At 72.0% G+C, this 16,285-nt stretch carries 10 protein-coding genes; 1 reads left to right on the top strand and 9 read right to left on the bottom strand.

Annotated features, from left to right (window positions below; all coding sequences use genetic code 11):
* The first annotated feature begins 36 nt into the window (after positions 1 to 36).
* On the top strand, positions 37 to 1,281 hold the full coding sequence (locus CSIV_RS16995; RefSeq protein WP_237488632.1) for a Fic family protein: 1,245 nt from the start codon (positions 37 to 39) through the stop codon (positions 1,279 to 1,281).
* A 58-nt stretch (positions 1,282 to 1,339) separates the two neighbouring features.
* On the opposite strand, the gene CSIV_RS16990 is transcribed toward CSIV_RS16995, so the two are convergent.
* The 9 genes from CSIV_RS16990 to CSIV_RS16950 all read right to left on the bottom strand — a co-directional run bounded on the left by CSIV_RS16990 (position 1,340) and on the right by CSIV_RS16950 (position 16,264).
* Positions 1,340 to 3,124, bottom strand: a complete 1,785-nt coding sequence (locus tag CSIV_RS16990; RefSeq protein WP_077052481.1) for a DUF5605 domain-containing protein — start codon at positions 3,122 to 3,124, stop codon at positions 1,340 to 1,342.
* Between the two features lie 20 nt (positions 3,125 to 3,144).
* The gene (locus CSIV_RS16985) at positions 3,145 to 5,961 is read right to left on the bottom strand and encodes an alpha-L-rhamnosidase (protein WP_077052480.1); all 2,817 of its coding nucleotides are present in this window, start codon (positions 5,959 to 5,961) and stop codon (positions 3,145 to 3,147) included.
* The gene (locus CSIV_RS16980; RefSeq protein WP_077052479.1) at positions 5,958 to 7,475 is read right to left on the bottom strand and encodes a glycoside hydrolase family 43 protein; all 1,518 of its coding nucleotides are present in this window, start codon (positions 7,473 to 7,475) and stop codon (positions 5,958 to 5,960) included. The genes CSIV_RS16985 and CSIV_RS16980 overlap by 4 nt, the downstream gene beginning before the upstream one ends.
* Positions 7,472 to 8,596, bottom strand: a complete 1,125-nt coding sequence (locus tag CSIV_RS16975; RefSeq protein ID WP_238592395.1) for a serine hydrolase domain-containing protein — start codon at positions 8,594 to 8,596, stop codon at positions 7,472 to 7,474. Before CSIV_RS16975 ends, CSIV_RS16980 begins: the two co-directional genes overlap by 4 nt.
* Entirely contained in the window at positions 8,593 to 10,869 is a 2,277-nt protein-coding gene (locus CSIV_RS16970; RefSeq protein ID WP_443189831.1) for a glycoside hydrolase family 3 protein, read from the bottom strand. Before CSIV_RS16970 ends, CSIV_RS16975 begins: the two co-directional genes overlap by 4 nt.
* Positions 10,870 to 11,045: 176 nt before the next feature.
* Entirely contained in the window at positions 11,046 to 11,882 is an 837-nt protein-coding gene (locus tag CSIV_RS16965) for an ATP-binding cassette domain-containing protein (protein ID WP_077052476.1), read from the bottom strand.
* A complete protein-coding gene (locus CSIV_RS16960; RefSeq protein ID WP_077052475.1) occupies positions 11,879 to 13,741 on the bottom strand; it encodes a dipeptide/oligopeptide/nickel ABC transporter permease/ATP-binding protein in 1,863 nt (620 codons plus the stop codon). Before CSIV_RS16960 ends, CSIV_RS16965 begins: the two co-directional genes overlap by 4 nt.
* Positions 13,738 to 14,679, bottom strand: coding sequence for an ABC transporter permease (locus CSIV_RS16955; RefSeq protein ID WP_077052474.1), 942 nt, complete (start codon positions 14,677 to 14,679; stop codon positions 13,738 to 13,740). Before CSIV_RS16955 ends, CSIV_RS16960 begins: the two co-directional genes overlap by 4 nt.
* A 61-nt stretch (positions 14,680 to 14,740) precedes the next feature.
* The gene (locus CSIV_RS16950) at positions 14,741 to 16,264 is read right to left on the bottom strand and encodes an ABC transporter substrate-binding protein (RefSeq protein WP_077052473.1); all 1,524 of its coding nucleotides are present in this window, start codon (positions 16,262 to 16,264) and stop codon (positions 14,741 to 14,743) included.
* Positions 16,265 to 16,285 lie beyond the last annotated feature (21 nt).

The raw sequence follows: 16,285 nt of genomic DNA, 5'->3' as shown, positions 1-16,285 counted from the left end.
ATAGTGCCTTAAGTCATAAATTTTTGGGGACTTCTTATGAGTTCTGAGGAATTGCCGCCCGACCACGCCGCCGCGGGCGAATCGGGGGATCAGCTCGACCCGTCCTGGCCGGCGATCGACCATGAGAGACGGGAGTGGGTGCCGGCCGCCGCCATGGGGGTCCGCGCCGCACGCGCGGGTCGCGCGAGCGTCGCCTACGACGCGTCCGTGCCGCCGATGATCGCCTCGCGCCATCCCGTGCTGCTCCCCGAGGTCGCCGCCGACGCCGATGAGGCGGCGGCTGAGCTCGCGCGATTCGACGCGGAACTCGGGAGCCGGGTCGCCGGGTTCGCCCCGGTTCTCCTTCGTTCGGAGGCCGCGTCCTCGTCGCAGATCGAGAACCTCACGGCATCCGCACGCGCGATCTTCTCGGCCGAGCTCGGGGCCAAGGGGTCTCGAAACGCCGAGCTGATAGCCGCGAACACGCGCTCACTTCAGGCGGCTCTCGACCTCGCGGAACAGATCACGCCCGCGAGCATCGCGGCGATGCATCGGGTTCTGATGGAATCGCAGCCCCGACACACTCCCGGCGAGTATCGCCGCGAACAGAACTGGATCGGAACGCGAGGGGACTCGCCCGTCGGAGCCGAGTTCGTCCCGCCTCATCATGAACGCGTTGCGGCTCTCATCGACGACCTCGCCGAGTTCGCGGCGCGCTGGGACGTGCCCTCGCTCACCTCCGTCGCGATCACCCACGCGCAGTTCGAGACGATCCACCCCTACACCGACGGCAACGGTCGGACGGGCCGAGCCCTCGCACAATCGCTGCTTCGCTACCGCGGCGTCACCAGGAACGTCGCTGTTCCCGTCTCCGCGGGCCTCCTGGCGGATGTCGACGGGTATCACTCCGCGCTGACCGCCTACCGCGCGGGAGACCCCAACCCGATCGTCCGCGCCTTCGCGTCCGCCGCTTTCCGCGCCGTGTCCAACAGCCGAGAGCTCGTCTCGAACATCGACGCTGTTCGCGGGTCCTGGAATGATCGGCTGACCGCCCGTCGTGACTCGAGCGCCTGGCGTCTCCTGGACATCTTCGCGTCTCGACCCGTCCTCGACTCGGCGACGGCCGCCGGGGCGCTGGGGATCGCCCAGCCCAACGTGTACCCGCCGCTGAAGGCGCTCGTCGACGCAGGTATCGTCCGTTCGAAGGCCGAGCACAAGCTGGGGCCGTTCTGGCGGAGCGAAGAGATCCTCGACGCTCTCGACGCGTTCGCGGCGCGGGCGGGGCGTCGCCAGCGCGTCTGACCGTCGGAATGACGGGACGGGTCACGGCGCGAACGCCCCCGCACCGCAGCGAAGCGCGTCAGACGCGCGACACCCGCAGCGCCACGAACTGCCGCCCCGGCAGGGTGACCCGGACGGTCCCCGAATGGATGCCGTCGACCCGGTCGGTCGTCATGTTCCAGGTGTCGATGACGTCGATGACCCAGTCGCCCTCGCCGAGCAGGACGGAGCGGAACCGCGGGCGATTGAACCCGAAGTACGCCACGCGCACCGTCCCATCCGGCGACTGCGCCCATGGCACGTCCCAGTCGGATGCCGCGGGCTCGAGCACGCCGTCGGGGACCCCGGCCAGGAATCGCTCGAGGAAGGCGATCCGCGCGGGGGAGGACCCGTGCAGGACGCCGCCCTTCGCCCACCACAGCACCTCGTCGTCGGAGCCGGCGGACGCGGGCATGAGCGCCTCGCCGAACGGCGCCGGCAGGTAGGTCTCGCCGTGGCCCACATATCCGCCGCGGACGGCACCCTCCCAGAATCGGCGGGTCATCTCCTCGCCGGTGATGTTGCCCCAGCCCTGGTCGATGTCGCCCTCGTACGCGCACTCGTCGATGACGACGGGCTTGCCCCAGCGCTCGCGCCATTCGTCGGTGTTCTCGGCGGTGCGGTAGACGTCGACGCGCTGCACGCTCGCGTGGGTGATCCACGGCCGGGTGTAGTCGTAGAACGGGCGGCAGTTGTGGATCGAGATGAGGTGGCCGAACGGGTCCTCCTCGCCGACGATCGCGGCGATGCGCTCCCAGTCGTCCTCGTCCTTGCCCCAGACGAGGTCGTACTCGTTGGCGAGCGACCACCACACGTTCGAGAACGCCGCCAGCCGTCGCACGACGTAGCGGACGTACCGGTCGTCGACCGCGGGGCCGAGGTCGGCGAACCCCCAGCGGTCGTAGGCGTGGAACAGGATCAGGTCGGCTTCGACGCCCATCTCGCCGAGCTGGGCGATGCGGCGCTCGAGGCGGCGGAAGTGCGCCGGGTCGAAGCGCTCGAGGTCGAACCCGTCGGCCAGCGACCCGGGGAAGACGAAGTCGTCGGGCTCGTTGGCGTTGAAGAGGTACGACTTCGGGAACAGGCACATACGGAGTTTGCGGAACGCGCCCTCGGCGAGGGTCGCGAGCGTCTGCTCCTGGAGGGCCTCGGGCTGGTGGGTCCAGGCGTACGCCGTCGTCCCCAGCGGTCGGTGCCGGGTGCCGTCGGCGTGCCGGAAGTGGAAACCGTCCACGCGGACCGGACCGTGGGCCCCGGATGCCGCGGGACCGACGTCCGCGGTTCCGGTGAGGCCGTCGAGCGACGGGGTGGTGGCATCCGTCTCGAACGACCAGGTGCCCTCGGCATCCGCGAGCGCCCGGAACACCCACTCGCCGTCGCCGTCGTAGAACCCGCCGACCCGGACGGGCGAGCCGTCGGGACGACGGAACGTCGCGTGCGCGTCGACGTCGACGAAGGGGTTCCCGTGCGCGGGGCCGTCGACGCGGATTTCCAGCACGCCCCACAGCGTGGTCGCGGCGGTCGGGCGGACGCTCGCGCTCGCCCGCGAAACGTCATCGCCCTCGTACGTCGCCGACGGCGCGATCGCCGGCGCGTAGGGCGGTCGCTCGTCGCCGTCGCCGATCTCGGCGAGCGCTTCCCAGAACCGCGCGCGGTGGTCGAGGTCTTCGAGGCTCGGCACGATCGCGACGAGCTGCCCGAGGCGGCCGCCGCGGAACTGCGTGGCCATGGGCGACGCGGCGACACCGGGCAGGAAGCGTTCCAGCACGGCGCGGGCGCCGGGGTGGTCGAGGGCGTCGCCGAAGGTCGAGCGGCGGTCGAACATGGGGGTCTCCGGTTCGGGGGTCAGGCGGCGCCGGTGGCCGCGCGGACGGCGCGGTCCACGCGGTCCAGGACGTCGGGCGGGGTGAACATGAGGGCGCTCGCGAGCGGACGCCCCGCGGCCCACACGGTGTCGTCGCGGACGGCGCCGAGACGTTCGGGGGCGACCTCGGTGAGCGTGTCGAGGAGCGCGGTGTAGGCGCGCGGATCGTCGATGACGGCGGCCAGCGACGCCTCGAGCCCCGGGAGCGGGGGAGCGGTCGGGGCCGTGGGCGCGGTCACCGTCCACTCGTGCGTTCCCGATCCCACCGTCGCCGGCGCGGTCGTCCCGTCGGCGGGGATGCCGGGGAGATCGACCTCCGCGGTCGTGTTCGGCGGCACCACGACGGTGATGCGGACCACTTCGCCCTCGCGTCGCCACCCCACCGAGGCCGTGCCGTAGGGCGTCTCGTGCTGCGCGGAGGCATGCTCCAGCGTCGCGAGCGGGCGCGGGGCGATCCGGAGGCGACGGTAGCCCGGCGCCGCCGGGGCGAGGCCCGCGACGGTGCGGTGCAGCCAGTCGGCCACGGCGCCCAGGGCGTAGTGATTGAACGAGGTCATCTCGCCCGGGTTCACCGACCCGTCGGGCAGGAGGCTGTCCCAGCGCTCCCAGACGGTGGTGGCGCCCATCGTGACCGGGTACAGCCAGGACGGGCACTCGGTCTGAAGCAGCAGCCGTTCGGCGGCGGCGAGATGGCCGCCGTCGCTCAGCGCGTCGGCGACGAGCGGTGTGCCGACGAAACCCGTGCCGATGCGGTACCCGCCCTCGCGGACGAGGGCCGCGAGGCGGCCGGCCAGGGCGTGCCGGGTCTCGGGGTCCTCGACGAGGTCGAACGTGAGCGCGAGCGCGTAGGCCGTGGGGGCGTCGCTCATCATGCGGCCCGCGGGCGTGACGTACTCCGCCACGAAGGCGCGCCGGCTGCGCTCGGCCAGGTCGCCGTACCGCTTCGCGTCGGCGTCGTGCCCGAGGAGGGCGGCGGCGTCGGCGACGAGCCGCAGCGACCGCGCGAAGCACGCGGTGGCGACGATGTCGGCATCCACCTTCGCCTGGCCGGGCTTGTCGGGCGGGGCTGCCGGGTCGAGCCAGTCGCCCAGCTGCATGCGGCCGGCCCACAGTCCGCTGTCTCCGGCGTCGCGGTGAACGGCCTCGACCCACGCCCGCATGCTCGGGTACTGCGCCGCGAGCACCGCGCGGTCGCCGTAGCGTTCGTGCAGCACCGACGGCACGACGGTGGCCGCGTCGCCCCAGGCGGCGACGGGCCCGCCGCCGGCGAAGGACGGCAGCGCCGCGGGGATCACGAGCGGGACGACGCCGTCGTGGCGCCCCTGCTCGAGGGCGAGGTCGCGCAGCCACGACGTGAGGAACCCGGCGCTGTCGTACAGGAAGCTCGCGGTGGGCGCGAACACCTGCAGGTCACCGGTCCATCCCAGTCGCTCGTCGCGCTGCGGACAGTCGGTCGGGATCGACAGGAAGTTCCCGCGCATGCCCCACACGACGTTCTCGTGGAGCCTGTCCAGCAGCCCGTGCGACGACGAGAACCAGCCGGTGCGCACCAGGTCGCTGTGCAGCACGACGGCGTCGACATCGGTGTCGGCGACATCGATGCCCTCGATCTGCGCGTAGCGGAAGCCGTAGAAGGTGAAGCGGCTCTCGAGCACGTCGTCACCGCCGGAGAGGACGAAGGATGCCTCGGCCCGGGCGTTGCGGAGAGGACGCAGGGCCAGTTCGCCGGCGTCGAGCACCTCGGCGTGGCGGATCGTGACGCGCGTTCCGGCTGCGCCGCGGACGCGGACGCGGAGGCGTCCGACGAGGTTCTGTCCGAAGTCGAGGATCGTGCCTCCGGACGGCGTGGGCAGACGCGCGGCCACCGGCAGCGACTGGATGCGCCGCACCGGCGGAGCGATGCGCGCCTCGGGCGTCGGCACCGTTTCGTACCCCGGGCGGGCGACGGCGCCGACGCGGGCGGGGGCCCAGCGCGCGCCGTGCGAGACGCTCTCGCCGGCGCGACCCAGGTCCTGCTCCTCACCGGCGTAGATCCCGCTCGCGCGGACGGGGCCGTCGGGGGAGGCCTCCCATCCCGGGCCGGTGGCGGCGAGGGTTTCGGTCGTGCCGTCCTCGTACGTCACGCGGAGCTGCGCGAGGAACGACGGCTGGTCGCCGTAGACGCGGTCGGTGAACGTGAAGAACCCGTACTTCTCGGTGTACCAGGCACCGGCGAGCGTCGCGCCGAGCACGTTCTCGCCGACCCTGAGCAGCGCCGTGACGTCGACGGTCTCGTGCACGAGCCGGTCGCGGTACGACGTCCATCCGGGCGAGAGCACGTGGTCGCTCACGGGCGTCGCGTTGATCTCGGGCTCGGCCGCGCCGAGCGCCGTCCAGAACAGCAGCGCCCGGCGCACCGGACGCTCGAGCCGGAAGGTGGTCCGCAGGAGGGCCGGCTGGGCCGCGGTCACGGGGTCGGCGAGCCCGACGGGCGCCGCGATCCACTCGTCCGCGTCCAGGAAGCCCGCGGCGACGGCGAGCGGCGGGCTCCACGGGCTGATCGCGCCGGCGGTGTCGGTGACGCGCACGCGCACCTCCCGCTCCTCGCCCGCGGTCAGCGGGCGGAACGGCCAGTCCACGAGCACCGACTCCCCGCCCGCGAGCGCGACCGTGTCGACGCCGTCGGTGAGCTCGGCGCTGCTCTGACGCCAGTCCGGCGTCGCGGTCCGGACGCGCCACGACAGGCGCGGGAGCGCCGTCGCGACGAACGGGGTGTCCTCGCGCAGATCTGCGTGGAGGGCGACCTCGACCGTGCTCATGCGTCGTCCCCCTCTGAGGTCCAGTTCGCGGCATCCACTCTGCCCTCGCGGGCGTAGACGCCCACGACCCGGCCCGTGAAGGATTCCGCCGTCTCCGACGACAGGAACCGGCCGTCGACCTCGGCGAGATCGATGCGCCGGCCGTCGACCGTGGCGGCGAGGTGGAAGACGTCGCTCGTGCGGGCGAACCCGCCCTCGATGTCGGGGCGGCGCGACTCGATGTGCAGGGTGACGCGGTCGGTGTCGACGGATGCCGCCCACTCCTGCACCAGGCCGGCGACGTTCGCGCGGGCGACGATGCGCCCCGCGCCCGCCTCGACCTCGACGTGGAAGCTCTCGTCGTAGCGCACGGCGAGGCCGCCCACCCCGGCGGTGCAGTCCAGGTCGAGCGAGGTCGACTGGGTCAGGTGCTCCTGGCGGCGACCGACGAACACCGGGCGCGGGTCGTCGAGGCTCGAGCCGTCGGCCCGCAGTACCAGCCACCCCGGGCGGGTGGTCAGGTCGGCGAGCTCGGTCGGAAGTCGGCGCGGCGTGATCCACTCGCCGTCCAGCGGAACCTCCGGCGAGAACGTCACGTCCACGCGCGTGCCGGAGCGCGGGTTCAGGGTGACGGGTTCCATCGTGGGCCAGCCGTCCGCGTGCCACTGCACGCGGGTGACGAACGTCTCGCGACCGAGCGCCGAGAACGCCCGCGTCATGCTGCGCGGGCGGACACCGAGCAGCACGCACAGCCACTCGCCGTCGGGACCGATGACGAGATCGCCGTGACCGGTGTTCTGGACCGGGCGGATCGTGGATCGCGCCGACACGATCGGGTTGGCGGGGCCGGTCTCGAACGGGCCTTCGGGACGATCGGCGCGGGCGATCGACACACCGTGTCCGCGCTCGGTGCCGCCTTCGGCGATGAGCAGGTACCAGCGCCCGTCGATCTCGTACAGGTGCGGAGCCTCGGGGAACTGCCCACCGGTGCCGGACCACAGCGACCGCGGTTCCTCGAGCGCGCGGTGCGTGTCGAGGTCGACCCGGGCCTGCAGGATGCCGAGGTGACGCCCCGCCCCTTCGCCGCCGAGGATCAGGCCCGAGTACGTGATGACGGCGACGCCGTCGGCATCCCACGCGATGTCGGGGTCGATGCCGTTGAGCGAGGCCCGGCCCTCGGAGTCGGTGATCAGGTCGCCGTCGCTCCAGGGCCCCGCGGGGTCGGTCGCGGTGAAGTGCAGCATGCCCCGGCCCATGGCATCCGTCACGACGAGGTGGAACACTCCGTCGCGGTGCCGCCGCAGGGTCGGCGCCCACGCGCCGCCCGCGGTGCGGACGTCCTCGACGCCGAGCTGCCCCGGACGCGTGGCGACGTGGCCGATGAGCTCCCACGTCACGAAGTCGGTCGAGCGGTGGATCGGGATGCCGGGCAGGTACTCGAACGTGGAGGTCGCGAGGTACCAGGTGTCGCCGACGCGCACCGCGGAGGGGTCGGGGTGGAAGCCGGGGACCAGGGGGTTCGGGTAGTCGGTCATGCGCCTGTCCCCAGGACGCGGCCGATCTCCGCCGCGAGGGAGACGGCGCGGGGGTCGCCGCCGCCCGGCCAGGGGCCGCGCACGATCGTCCACGCGAACGCGACCCCGCTGTCGGGATCGACGCACGCGAAGCAGCCCGCCGCGCCGTCGTGCCCGAAGGCCCGGGGTCCGCCGAACGGCATCGCGGCGGACGGCTTCTGGAAGACGATCGCGTGGGCGCGGTCCGGCTGGCCGAGGACCTCGTCGAATCCGCGGACCTGCTGCTGCCCGATCGCCGCGACCGTCTCGGTGGAAAGGAACGGTGCACGCCCTTCGACGCCGGTAACCGCGGCGGCCAGCAGCCGCGCGATCCCGCGGGCGCTGCCGGTCGCCGAGGTCGCCGGGTGGCCGTAGCCCCAGCTGCGGGGGTCGTTCGCCATGTCGACGCTGGAGCGTCCCGGGCCGAAGACGAGCGCCCCCAACGGCGTCGTCTGCCGCTCGCCCGGACCCGTCGCAGGCGGAACCATCGGCAGGACGTCGACGCGGCGCGGTTCCTGGTCGGCGGGGAGGCCGAGGAAGAAGTCGATGCCGTGCGGGGCGCGGATCTCCTCCTCGTAGAAGGCGTGCAGGCTCCGGCCCGTCACGCGCTGCACCAGCTCGGCACCGAGCGTGCCGATCGTCACGGCGTGATACCCGAAGGCGCTCCCCGGATGCCAGAACGGCACGCTCGCGGCCAGGCTCGCGGCGGCCGCGGGCTGGTCGAGCATGTCGAGGAAGTCCAGGGCCGGCGTCGCCTGGGGGAGGCCCGCCTGGTGCGACAGCAGCTGACGCACCGTCACGGTGGCCTTGCCGGCCGCGGCGAATTCGGCCCAGTACTCCGCGACGGGCGCGTCCAGATCGAGGAGGCCCCGTTCGACCAGGAGGCCCGCGGTGATCCCGATCGTGTTCTTCGACACCGAGTACGGCACGAGGACGCTGTCCTCGCGGAGGTGCGGTCCGCCCCACACGTCCAGCACGGGGGTGCCGTGGTGGAACGCCGCGGCCTGGAACGACAGGTCGGGGTCTGCGGCGAGGGCAGCCGCCAGACGGTCGCCCGCGGCGGTGAGCCGCGGGTCGACGTGACCCCGCAGGAGTCCCGTCACGCGCCCGCCTCCCACTCGACGCTCAACGGCGTCTCCACGACGGAGGCGCCGACGCGCAGCGTGAACACGCCGGACTCGACCTCCCAGCCGCCGTCCCAGTGCGCGAGTCGACGCGCGGGAACACCGACGCGGACCGTGGCGGTCTCCCCGGCCGTCGCGCGGACGACGCCGAAGCCGACCAGCCATCGCGTGGGGCGGTCGACCGCGGAGTCGGCGCGTTCGGCGTACACCTGCACGACCTGGCCGCCCGTGCGGGCACCCGTGTTGGTGAGGGTGACGACGAGATCGTCACCGTCGCGATCGACGGCGTCCCACGACCACGTCGTGTACCCCAGGCCGTGGCCGAAGGGGAACGCGGGGCGGACCTCGGAGCGCAGCCACGCGCGGTACCCGATGTGGATCCCCTCGCTGTAGCGCAGCACCCCCTGGTCGGGTGTCACGTCGAGCACGGGGACATCCGCGAGCGCCGCCGGCCACGTGGTGGGGAGGCGTCCGCCCGGCTCCGCGGCACCGGTGAGGACGTCGGCCAGCGCCGCGCCGAACTCCTGGCCGCCGAAGTAGCCCTGCACGATCGCGGCGACGTCGTCCGCCCACGGCAGCACGACGGGAGAACCGGCGTTGATGATCACGACGGTGCGGGGGTTGGCGGCCACGACCGCGCGGACGAGGTCGTCCTGACGCCCGGGGAGGTCGAGGTTCTCGCGGTCGTAGCCCTCGGACTCGACCTTGGAGTTCGTGCCGACCACGACCACCGCGACATCGGCTCGGGCGGCGGCGGCGGCCGCGCGGGCGATGAGCTCGTCGGCATCCGTGTTCTCGGGGGCGATGCCGAGCGTGACGCTCATCGCCCCGGGGATGCCGCCCTCGGCGCGGTCGAACTCGGCGCGGACCGCGATCTCCCGTCCCGCTTCGACCCGCACGGGCGCGGTCAGCGACGGCGGGTTGAGGAACGCGGCACCCAGGTCGGTTCCGTCCACGACGGGGGAGTCGTCGAGGACGAGCTCTCCGTCCACGAAGAGGCGGCCGGGATTGGCTCCGGCGAAGCCGAGCTCGATGTCTCCGGTCGTCTCGGGGGTGTAGACGGTCTCCAGGACGACGGTGCGCGACTGCGCGATCGGGGCGTCGCCGCCGAACCACACCAGGGCGGTCGCCCGGCGGTCCTCGGCGTACAGCTCCCCGTCGTCGCCGAGGAACGTCACCCGCATTCCCGGTCCGCCGGTCACCGGGTTGCGCAGCTGCGCGAGCGGGATCTCGGCCACGCCCTCCTGCACGACGGCGCCGAGCTCATAGGTGACGCGGTCGGGTCCGTAGGCGCGACGCAGACCCTCGAGCGGCGAGACGATCCGCTCGGGGACGACCGTCGCGCTGCCGCCGCCCTGCGTGCGGGCGTCCCGCGCGTTCTGCCCGATGACCGCGAGGGATGCCACGGCGGCGGGTTCGAGGGGCAGGATGCCGTCGTTCGCCAGCAGGACCGTGCCGGCGACCGCCGACTCACGCGCGAAGGCCGTGGCATCCAGGGGAGCGGGCTCGATCGTGGCGGCGTCACCGAGAGCGCCGACGCGCTCGGCGAGGAGCAGCATGCGCAGCACCTTGCGGTCGAGGTCGGCCTCGGGGACCCGCCCGTCGCGGACGGCGTCGGCGAGATCCGCCCACGCCGGGGCGGGGCCGGGCATCGCGAGGTCCTGCGACGCGGTGGCGGCATCCAGCGACCGCACCGCGGTCCAGTCGCTCATAACGACGCCGTCGAAGCCCCACTCGGAGTTCAGCGGCGTCTCGAGGAGGTCGTTCTCGGTCATGGTCACCCCGTCGACGGAGTTGTACGCGCTCATGATCGACCAGGCGCCGGCTTCCACGGCGCGTTCGAAGGGAGCGAGGTAGAGCTCGCGCAGCGCGCGCTCGTCCACCTGCACGTCGACGGTGAAGCGGTCCGTCTCGGAATCGTTCGCGACGTAGTGCTTCGGGGTGGCGGCGACGCCGTTGTCCTGCAGTCCGCGGACGTACGCGGCGCCGAGCTCGGCGGAGAGCTCCGGATCCTCGCTCAGGCACTCGAAGTGCCGGCCGCCCAGCGGCGAGCGGTGCAGGTTGATGGTCGGGCCGAGGACGACGTCCACGCCCTTGCGCCGTGCCTCGGCGGCGGCCGCCGCGCCGTAGCGGTAGGCCAGTTCGACGTTCCACGACGCGGCGAGGGCCGAGCCGGACGGCATGTTCAGCGAGGGCTCGCGCTCGTCCCACCGGGGGCCGCGCACCCCGGCGGGGCCGTCGGACAGGGTCATGGCCCGCAGGCCGATCTCGGGCAGCGGAACGGTCGTCCAGAAGTCGGCGCCCTGCACGAGGGCCGCCTTCTGGTCGAGGGTCAGCCTCTCCAGGAGGGGGAGGAGGTGGGCGGTCGCGGGCGCGGCGACAGAGGGCAGGGTCACGATGATCTTTCCGGGTGCGAGAGGGACGAAGGTCAGGATGCCGAGGAGGCCAGGAGTGCGCGACGGGCGGCGCGACGCTCCTCCTGCCGGTCGGGGTCGGGGACGGGCGCGGCCATGAACAGGCGCTGCGTGTACGGGTGCTCGGGTCGCGAGGTCACGCGTTCGGCGGGACCGGTCTCGACGATCTCGCCCTTGTACATCACGGCCACACGGTGGCTGATGTGGCGGACGACCGCGAGGTCGTGCGTGACGAACAGGTAGGCCACCCCGGTGCGGTTCTGGATGTCGATGAACAGGTCGAGCACGCGTGCCTGCGTCGACAGGTCGAGCGCGGACACCGGCTCGTCGCACACGATGAGCTTCGGCCGGAGGGCGAGCGCCCGGGCGATGGCGATGCGCTGACGCTGGCCGCCGGAGAACTCGCGGGGGAGGCGGCTGCGCGAGTCGGAGGGGAGCCCCACCTGATCGAGCAGGTCGCGCACGCGAGAGCGCGCCTCGGATCCCGCGACCCCCGACGCCGTCAGCGGCTCGGCGAGGATCTGCTCGATCGTCATCGAGGGGTTCAGCGACGAGTACGGGTCCTGGAAGACGACCTGGATCTCGGAGCTCAGCGCGCGGCGTTGGGCGCGGCCGAGGTGCGAGATGTCGCGCCCGTCGTAGGTGACCGTGCCGCCGCTGACCGGGGCGAGCCCGAGGACCGCGCGACCCAGCGTCGTCTTGCCCGAGCCGGACTCGCCGACCAGGCCCATCGTCTCGCCGGGCAGGATGTCCAGCGACACGCCCTTCAGGGCGCGGAAGGGCTGGGCGCGGAATCCCTTGCCCGGGTACTCGACGACCAGGTCGTCGACCGTGAGCAGCGGAGCGGTCATGCCCGCACCCCTTCCTCGGCGCCCAGCGGCGGCCGTGCCGGACCCTCGTCGAGGATCGCGTCCAGCAGCGCCCGCGTGTACGGGTGCTGCGCTTCGGTGAAGATCGCCCGGACCGGGCCCTGCTCGACGAACACGCCGTTCTGCATCACCGTCACGCGGTCGCAGAGGTCGGCGACGACGCCGAAGTTGTGCGTCACGAGCAGCATCGCCATGTGCCGCTCCTTCTGGAGGTCGCGCAGCAGCTCGAGCACCTCGGCCTGCACGGTGACGTCGAGGGCGGTGGTCGGCTCGTCGGCGATGATCAGTTCGGGATCGGTCGAGACGGCGCCGGCGATCAGCACGCGCTGCGCCATGCCGCCGGAGACCTCGAACGGGTACGCGTCGAAGGTGCGGGCAGGGTCGGGGATGCCGACGCGGGCGAGCAGTGCGAGGGCGCGCTCGCGCGCCTCCTTCTTCGACAGCCCGAGGTTCTTGCGCAGGGGCTCGACGAGCTGGCTCCCGATCGTGAAAGCCGGGTCGAGATTGCTCATCGGCTCCTGCGGGATGTAGGCGATGCGCTTGCCGCGCACGCCCGCGTAGACCTTCTCGTCGGCGTCGGCCAGTTCGGTGCCGTCGAAGAGGATCGAGCCCGCCGTGACCGATCCGCCGCGGGGGAGGAGGCCGAGGACGGCGAAGGCCGTCTGCGACTTGCCGGAACCGGACTCGCCGATCAGGCCGTGGACCTCGCCCTTGCGGACGTCGAGCGAGACGCCGTGGACGACCTCGATGTGGGAGCCGTCCGCCTGGTCGTACCCCACGTGCAGGTCGCGGACGCGCAGGAGCGTGTCGGTGGCCTTGCTGCGGGTGTCGTCGGCGTGCACGATCACGTCGCTCTCCACGATCGGGAGCTCGTCCTGGTCGAGGATGTCGCCGCCGCTGAGGGAGACGGAGGTGGTGACGGCGGCGATCGAACCGGTCCGGCTCGACACCGCACGACGGCGCCGGCGGCGGACGGTGACGGTGCGCTCCAGCTCGTCGCGGAGGACGTTGGCCAGGAGTGTGAGGGCGATACAGGTGAGGGCGATCGCGAGCGAGGGCCAGACGAGGCCGGCCGGGTTCTTGTAGATGTTCTTGAACGCGTCGGTGAGCATCGAGCCCCAGGTCGGGACGTTGGCGTCGCCGAGGCCGAGGAACTCGAGCCCGGACTGGATCGCGATCGCGATGCCCGAGACGATCGCGGCCTGGATGATGATCGGCGCCCGCACGACCGACAGCACGTGCCGCCCGATGATGCGCGCGTCGCTGAGGCCGGAGACGCGGGCCGCGTCGACGTAGAGCTCGCCGCGGACGGCGGTCACCGAGGCGAAGACGAGACGGAAGAAACCGGGCGAGAGCAGGATGCCGAAGATCACCATCGACAGCCATACGGAGGGGCCGAGGACGGCGCGGGCCGCGAGCAGCACGACGATGCCCGGGAGGGCCATGGTCAGTTCGGTGACCCACGTCGCGACGGTGTTGAACCAGCCCTGGTAGTACCCGGCGATGAGGCCGCTGACCACGCCGATCAGCACGGCCACGACCACCGCGACCAGGGCGGCGGCGATGCTCGTCTGCGTGGCGGCCAGGAGGCGCGACAGCACGTCGCGGCCGCTGCCGTCGGTGCCCAGGAGGTGCGCGGAACTCGGCCCCGACAGGATGTTGCGGATGTCGGCGAAGTTCGGATCCTGCGGGGCGATGAGCGGGCCGATGAAGGTCAGCACGGCGACGATCGCGAGGAAGATCAGCGAGACGAGCCCGACCGGACGGCGCACGAGCCGGCGGAACAGGGCGACCCGGACCGGGGCGACGGGGACGGCGGGAGGGACGGCGATGGCGGTCATGCGAGTCGCACCTTCGGGTTGAGGGCCGCCTGGGCCAGGTCGATCAGGAGGTTGACGACGACGACGATGATGGCGAAGGCGATCACGAGTCCCATGACGACGGGGATGTCGCCGAGGGTCGTCGCCCGGACGCTCAGCTGACCCATGCCGGGGATGGCGAAGATCTGCTCGACGATGACGGCGCCGCCGAGGAGCCCGACGAACTGCACCGCGAGGACGGCGAGGGCGGGGCCGCCGGCGTTGCGGAGCACGTGCTTGTAGACGACGGAGCGTTCGCTCAGGCCGCGCGAGCGGAGGGTGCGGACGTAGTCGCGGGAGGTGGCGTCCAGGACGGAGCCGCGGACCTGCTGCGCCACGGTCGCGATCGCGCCGATCGAGAGTGCCGTGATGGGGAGGATGACGGAGGAGAGCCAGCCGCTCACGGAGGTCGTGAGCGGTGTGAAGCCCGTGGCCTTGAACCAGCCGAGGTTCACGGCGAAGACCAGGACGAGGACGAGGGCGATGAGGAAGCCCGGGACGGCGAAGCCGACGAGCGAGAGGAACTGCACCGTGGCATCCACCGCTCCTCCGCGTCGGGCGGCGAGGACGCCCAGCAGTACGGAGAGGATGGCCGACACGAGCGTGGCGCCGATGACGATCGAGAGCGTCACCCCGAGGCGGCCGGAGACGCTCGTCGAGACGAGCTCGCCGTTGAACCAGCTCCGACCCAGGTTCCCGGTCAGGGCGGAGGTCACCCAGTCGGTGTACTGCGTCCACAGGGGTCGATCGAGCCCCAGTTCCGCGGTCTTCTTGGCGACGGTCTCGGCGGTGGCCTGCTCACCCAGGATGCGGCGGGCGATGTCGCCGCCCGCGGCGTAGAGGAGCGTGAAGGCCAGCAGCGAGATGACGGCGACGAGGACGACGCCGGACAGCAGCCGGCGCACGATGAATGCAAGCATGTGTGGTCCCTCGGGGCGGACCGGGCCCACCCGGTGAGTGCGGGTGGGCCCGGTCGGCGGGTCAGTTCTTCGGCGAGAAGTCGAAGATCGACGGGTAGGCGTTGGTCGGCCAGAACTCGAGGTTCGTGTTCGGGTCGGTGGCGAAGGTGCCCTGGACGCGGAAGAACGGGGCGAACCAGGCCTGGTCGACGAGGTACTTGTTGAGCTCCTTGAGCGCGGCGTCGGACTCGGCCTGCGAGCCGGTCTGGATCGTCGAGATGAGCGCGTCGACCTTCGGGTCCTCCGACTTGAAGGGGTTGAAGGTGGCGTTCGGCGCGATCATGAAGTTGATCAGCTGCCAGTCCGGGTTCTGCTCCAGCGCCATCCAGGTCGCCGGGAACTTCGGCGCGAGCATGTCGGCGATGAAGTTGGCCGCGCCGGGGTCGGTGTAGTTCACCGTGATGCCGATGTCGGACAGCTGCTGGGCGACCAGGTCGAACGTCTGCTGGAACGCCGGGGTGGTCGGCATGTTCAGCGTGAAGCCGTTCGGGTAGCCGGCCTCGGCGAGAAGCGCCTTCGCGCCGGCGGGGTCGTAGGCGTAGGTCGAGTCCAGCGACGCGTCGTAGGCGACGGAGGTCGCGGGGAACACCTGCTCGGTGACGGTGCCGTAGCCGGTCTGCAGCGACTGCAGCAGGGCCGCGCGGTCGAAGGCCATGTTGATCGCCTGGCGCACCTTGACATCCGCCAGCTCGGGCGCCATGGTTCCGGCGCGGTCGAGCAGCAGGAGGCCCTGGAAGTCGAGCTCGTTGGACTCGATCGTCCAGCCCGCTCCCTCGACCTCGGTGATCGTGTTGTTGTCCGCGATCTTCGCGCCGTTGAGCTCGCCGGCCTTGATGGCGTTGATGGTCGCCGTGACGTCATCGAAGACGTTGATGGTGAGCTTGTCGTACTTGACGGCGTCCTTGTTCCAGTAGTTCGGGTTCGCCGTGTAGTTGTAGGTCGTCCCGGTCACCGAGGAGGCGGTGTCGAGGATGTAGGGGCCCGAGCCGATGGGGTTCGTCGACACGTCAGGGTTGTCGAAGGAGGACGGAGCCTCGACGAGACCGGGGGCGATGGAGAGCAGGTTGATCAGCGAGGGGTCCGGCGCCGTCTGGGTGATCGTGACCGTCGTGGCGTCGGGGGCAGCGAACGTCTTGCCGGCCAGTGTCGCGGCCTGCGGCGAGGTGCCGTCGCGGAACCGCTCGAGGCTCGCGACCACGGCGTCGGCGTCGAGCTTGGTGCCGTCCGAGAACGTCACGTCGTCGCGCAGAGTGAGGGTCAGAACGGTGTTGTCGCCGTTGTACTCCCAGGCGGTGGCGAGCCACGGCTCGATCTCGCCCTGGGAGTTCTTCTGCAGGATCGTGTCGAACACGGCCTGGAAGAACGGGCTGCGGTTGCCGTACTCGGCGCCGGCGCCGATGTCGTAGCTGGTCGGCGCGGCGATGGCGCCGAGCGTCAGCTGCGCGCCTCCTCCGTCGCCGCCGCCCCCGGTGTTGTCACCGGCGCATCCGGTCAGTGTCAGCGCTGCGGCGACGGCGAGGGCTGCTGTGGCCTTCCATCGGAACATCCTTGTCCTCTTCTCTCTGGC

This window comes from Microbacterium sp. CSI-V (assembly GCF_001984105.1).
Taxonomy (GTDB): domain Bacteria; phylum Actinomycetota; class Actinomycetes; order Actinomycetales; family Microbacteriaceae; genus Microbacterium.
The sequence above is the reverse complement of the archived record's forward strand: the minus strand, read 5'-3'. Positions and strand labels throughout refer to the sequence as shown.

Bases quoted from the DNA above. Each gene is read 5' to 3' on its own strand.
- CSIV_RS16995 (WP_237488632.1), top strand. From the start codon at position 37: ATGAGTTCTGAGGAATTGCCGCCCGACCACGCCGCCGCGGGCGAATCG.
- CSIV_RS16990 (WP_077052481.1), bottom strand. From the start codon at position 3,124: ATGTTCGACCGCCGCTCGACCTTCGGCGACGCCCTCGACCACCCCGGC.
- CSIV_RS16985 (WP_077052480.1), bottom strand. From the start codon at position 5,961: ATGAGCACGGTCGAGGTCGCCCTCCACGCAGATCTGCGCGAGGACACC.
- CSIV_RS16980 (WP_077052479.1), bottom strand. From the start codon at position 7,475: ATGACCGACTACCCGAACCCCCTGGTCCCCGGCTTCCACCCCGACCCC.
- CSIV_RS16970 (WP_443189831.1), bottom strand. From the start codon at position 10,869: ATGACCCTGTCCGACGGCCCCGCCGGGGTGCGCGGCCCCCGGTGGGAC.
- CSIV_RS16965 (WP_077052476.1), bottom strand. From the start codon at position 11,882: ATGACCGCTCCGCTGCTCACGGTCGACGACCTGGTCGTCGAGTACCCG.
- CSIV_RS16960 (WP_077052475.1), bottom strand. From the start codon at position 13,741: ATGACCGCCATCGCCGTCCCTCCCGCCGTCCCCGTCGCCCCGGTCCGG.
- CSIV_RS16955 (WP_077052474.1), bottom strand. From the start codon at position 14,679: ATGCTTGCATTCATCGTGCGCCGGCTGCTGTCCGGCGTCGTCCTCGTC.
- CSIV_RS16950 (WP_077052473.1), bottom strand. From the start codon at position 16,264: ATGTTCCGATGGAAGGCCACAGCAGCCCTCGCCGTCGCCGCAGCGCTG.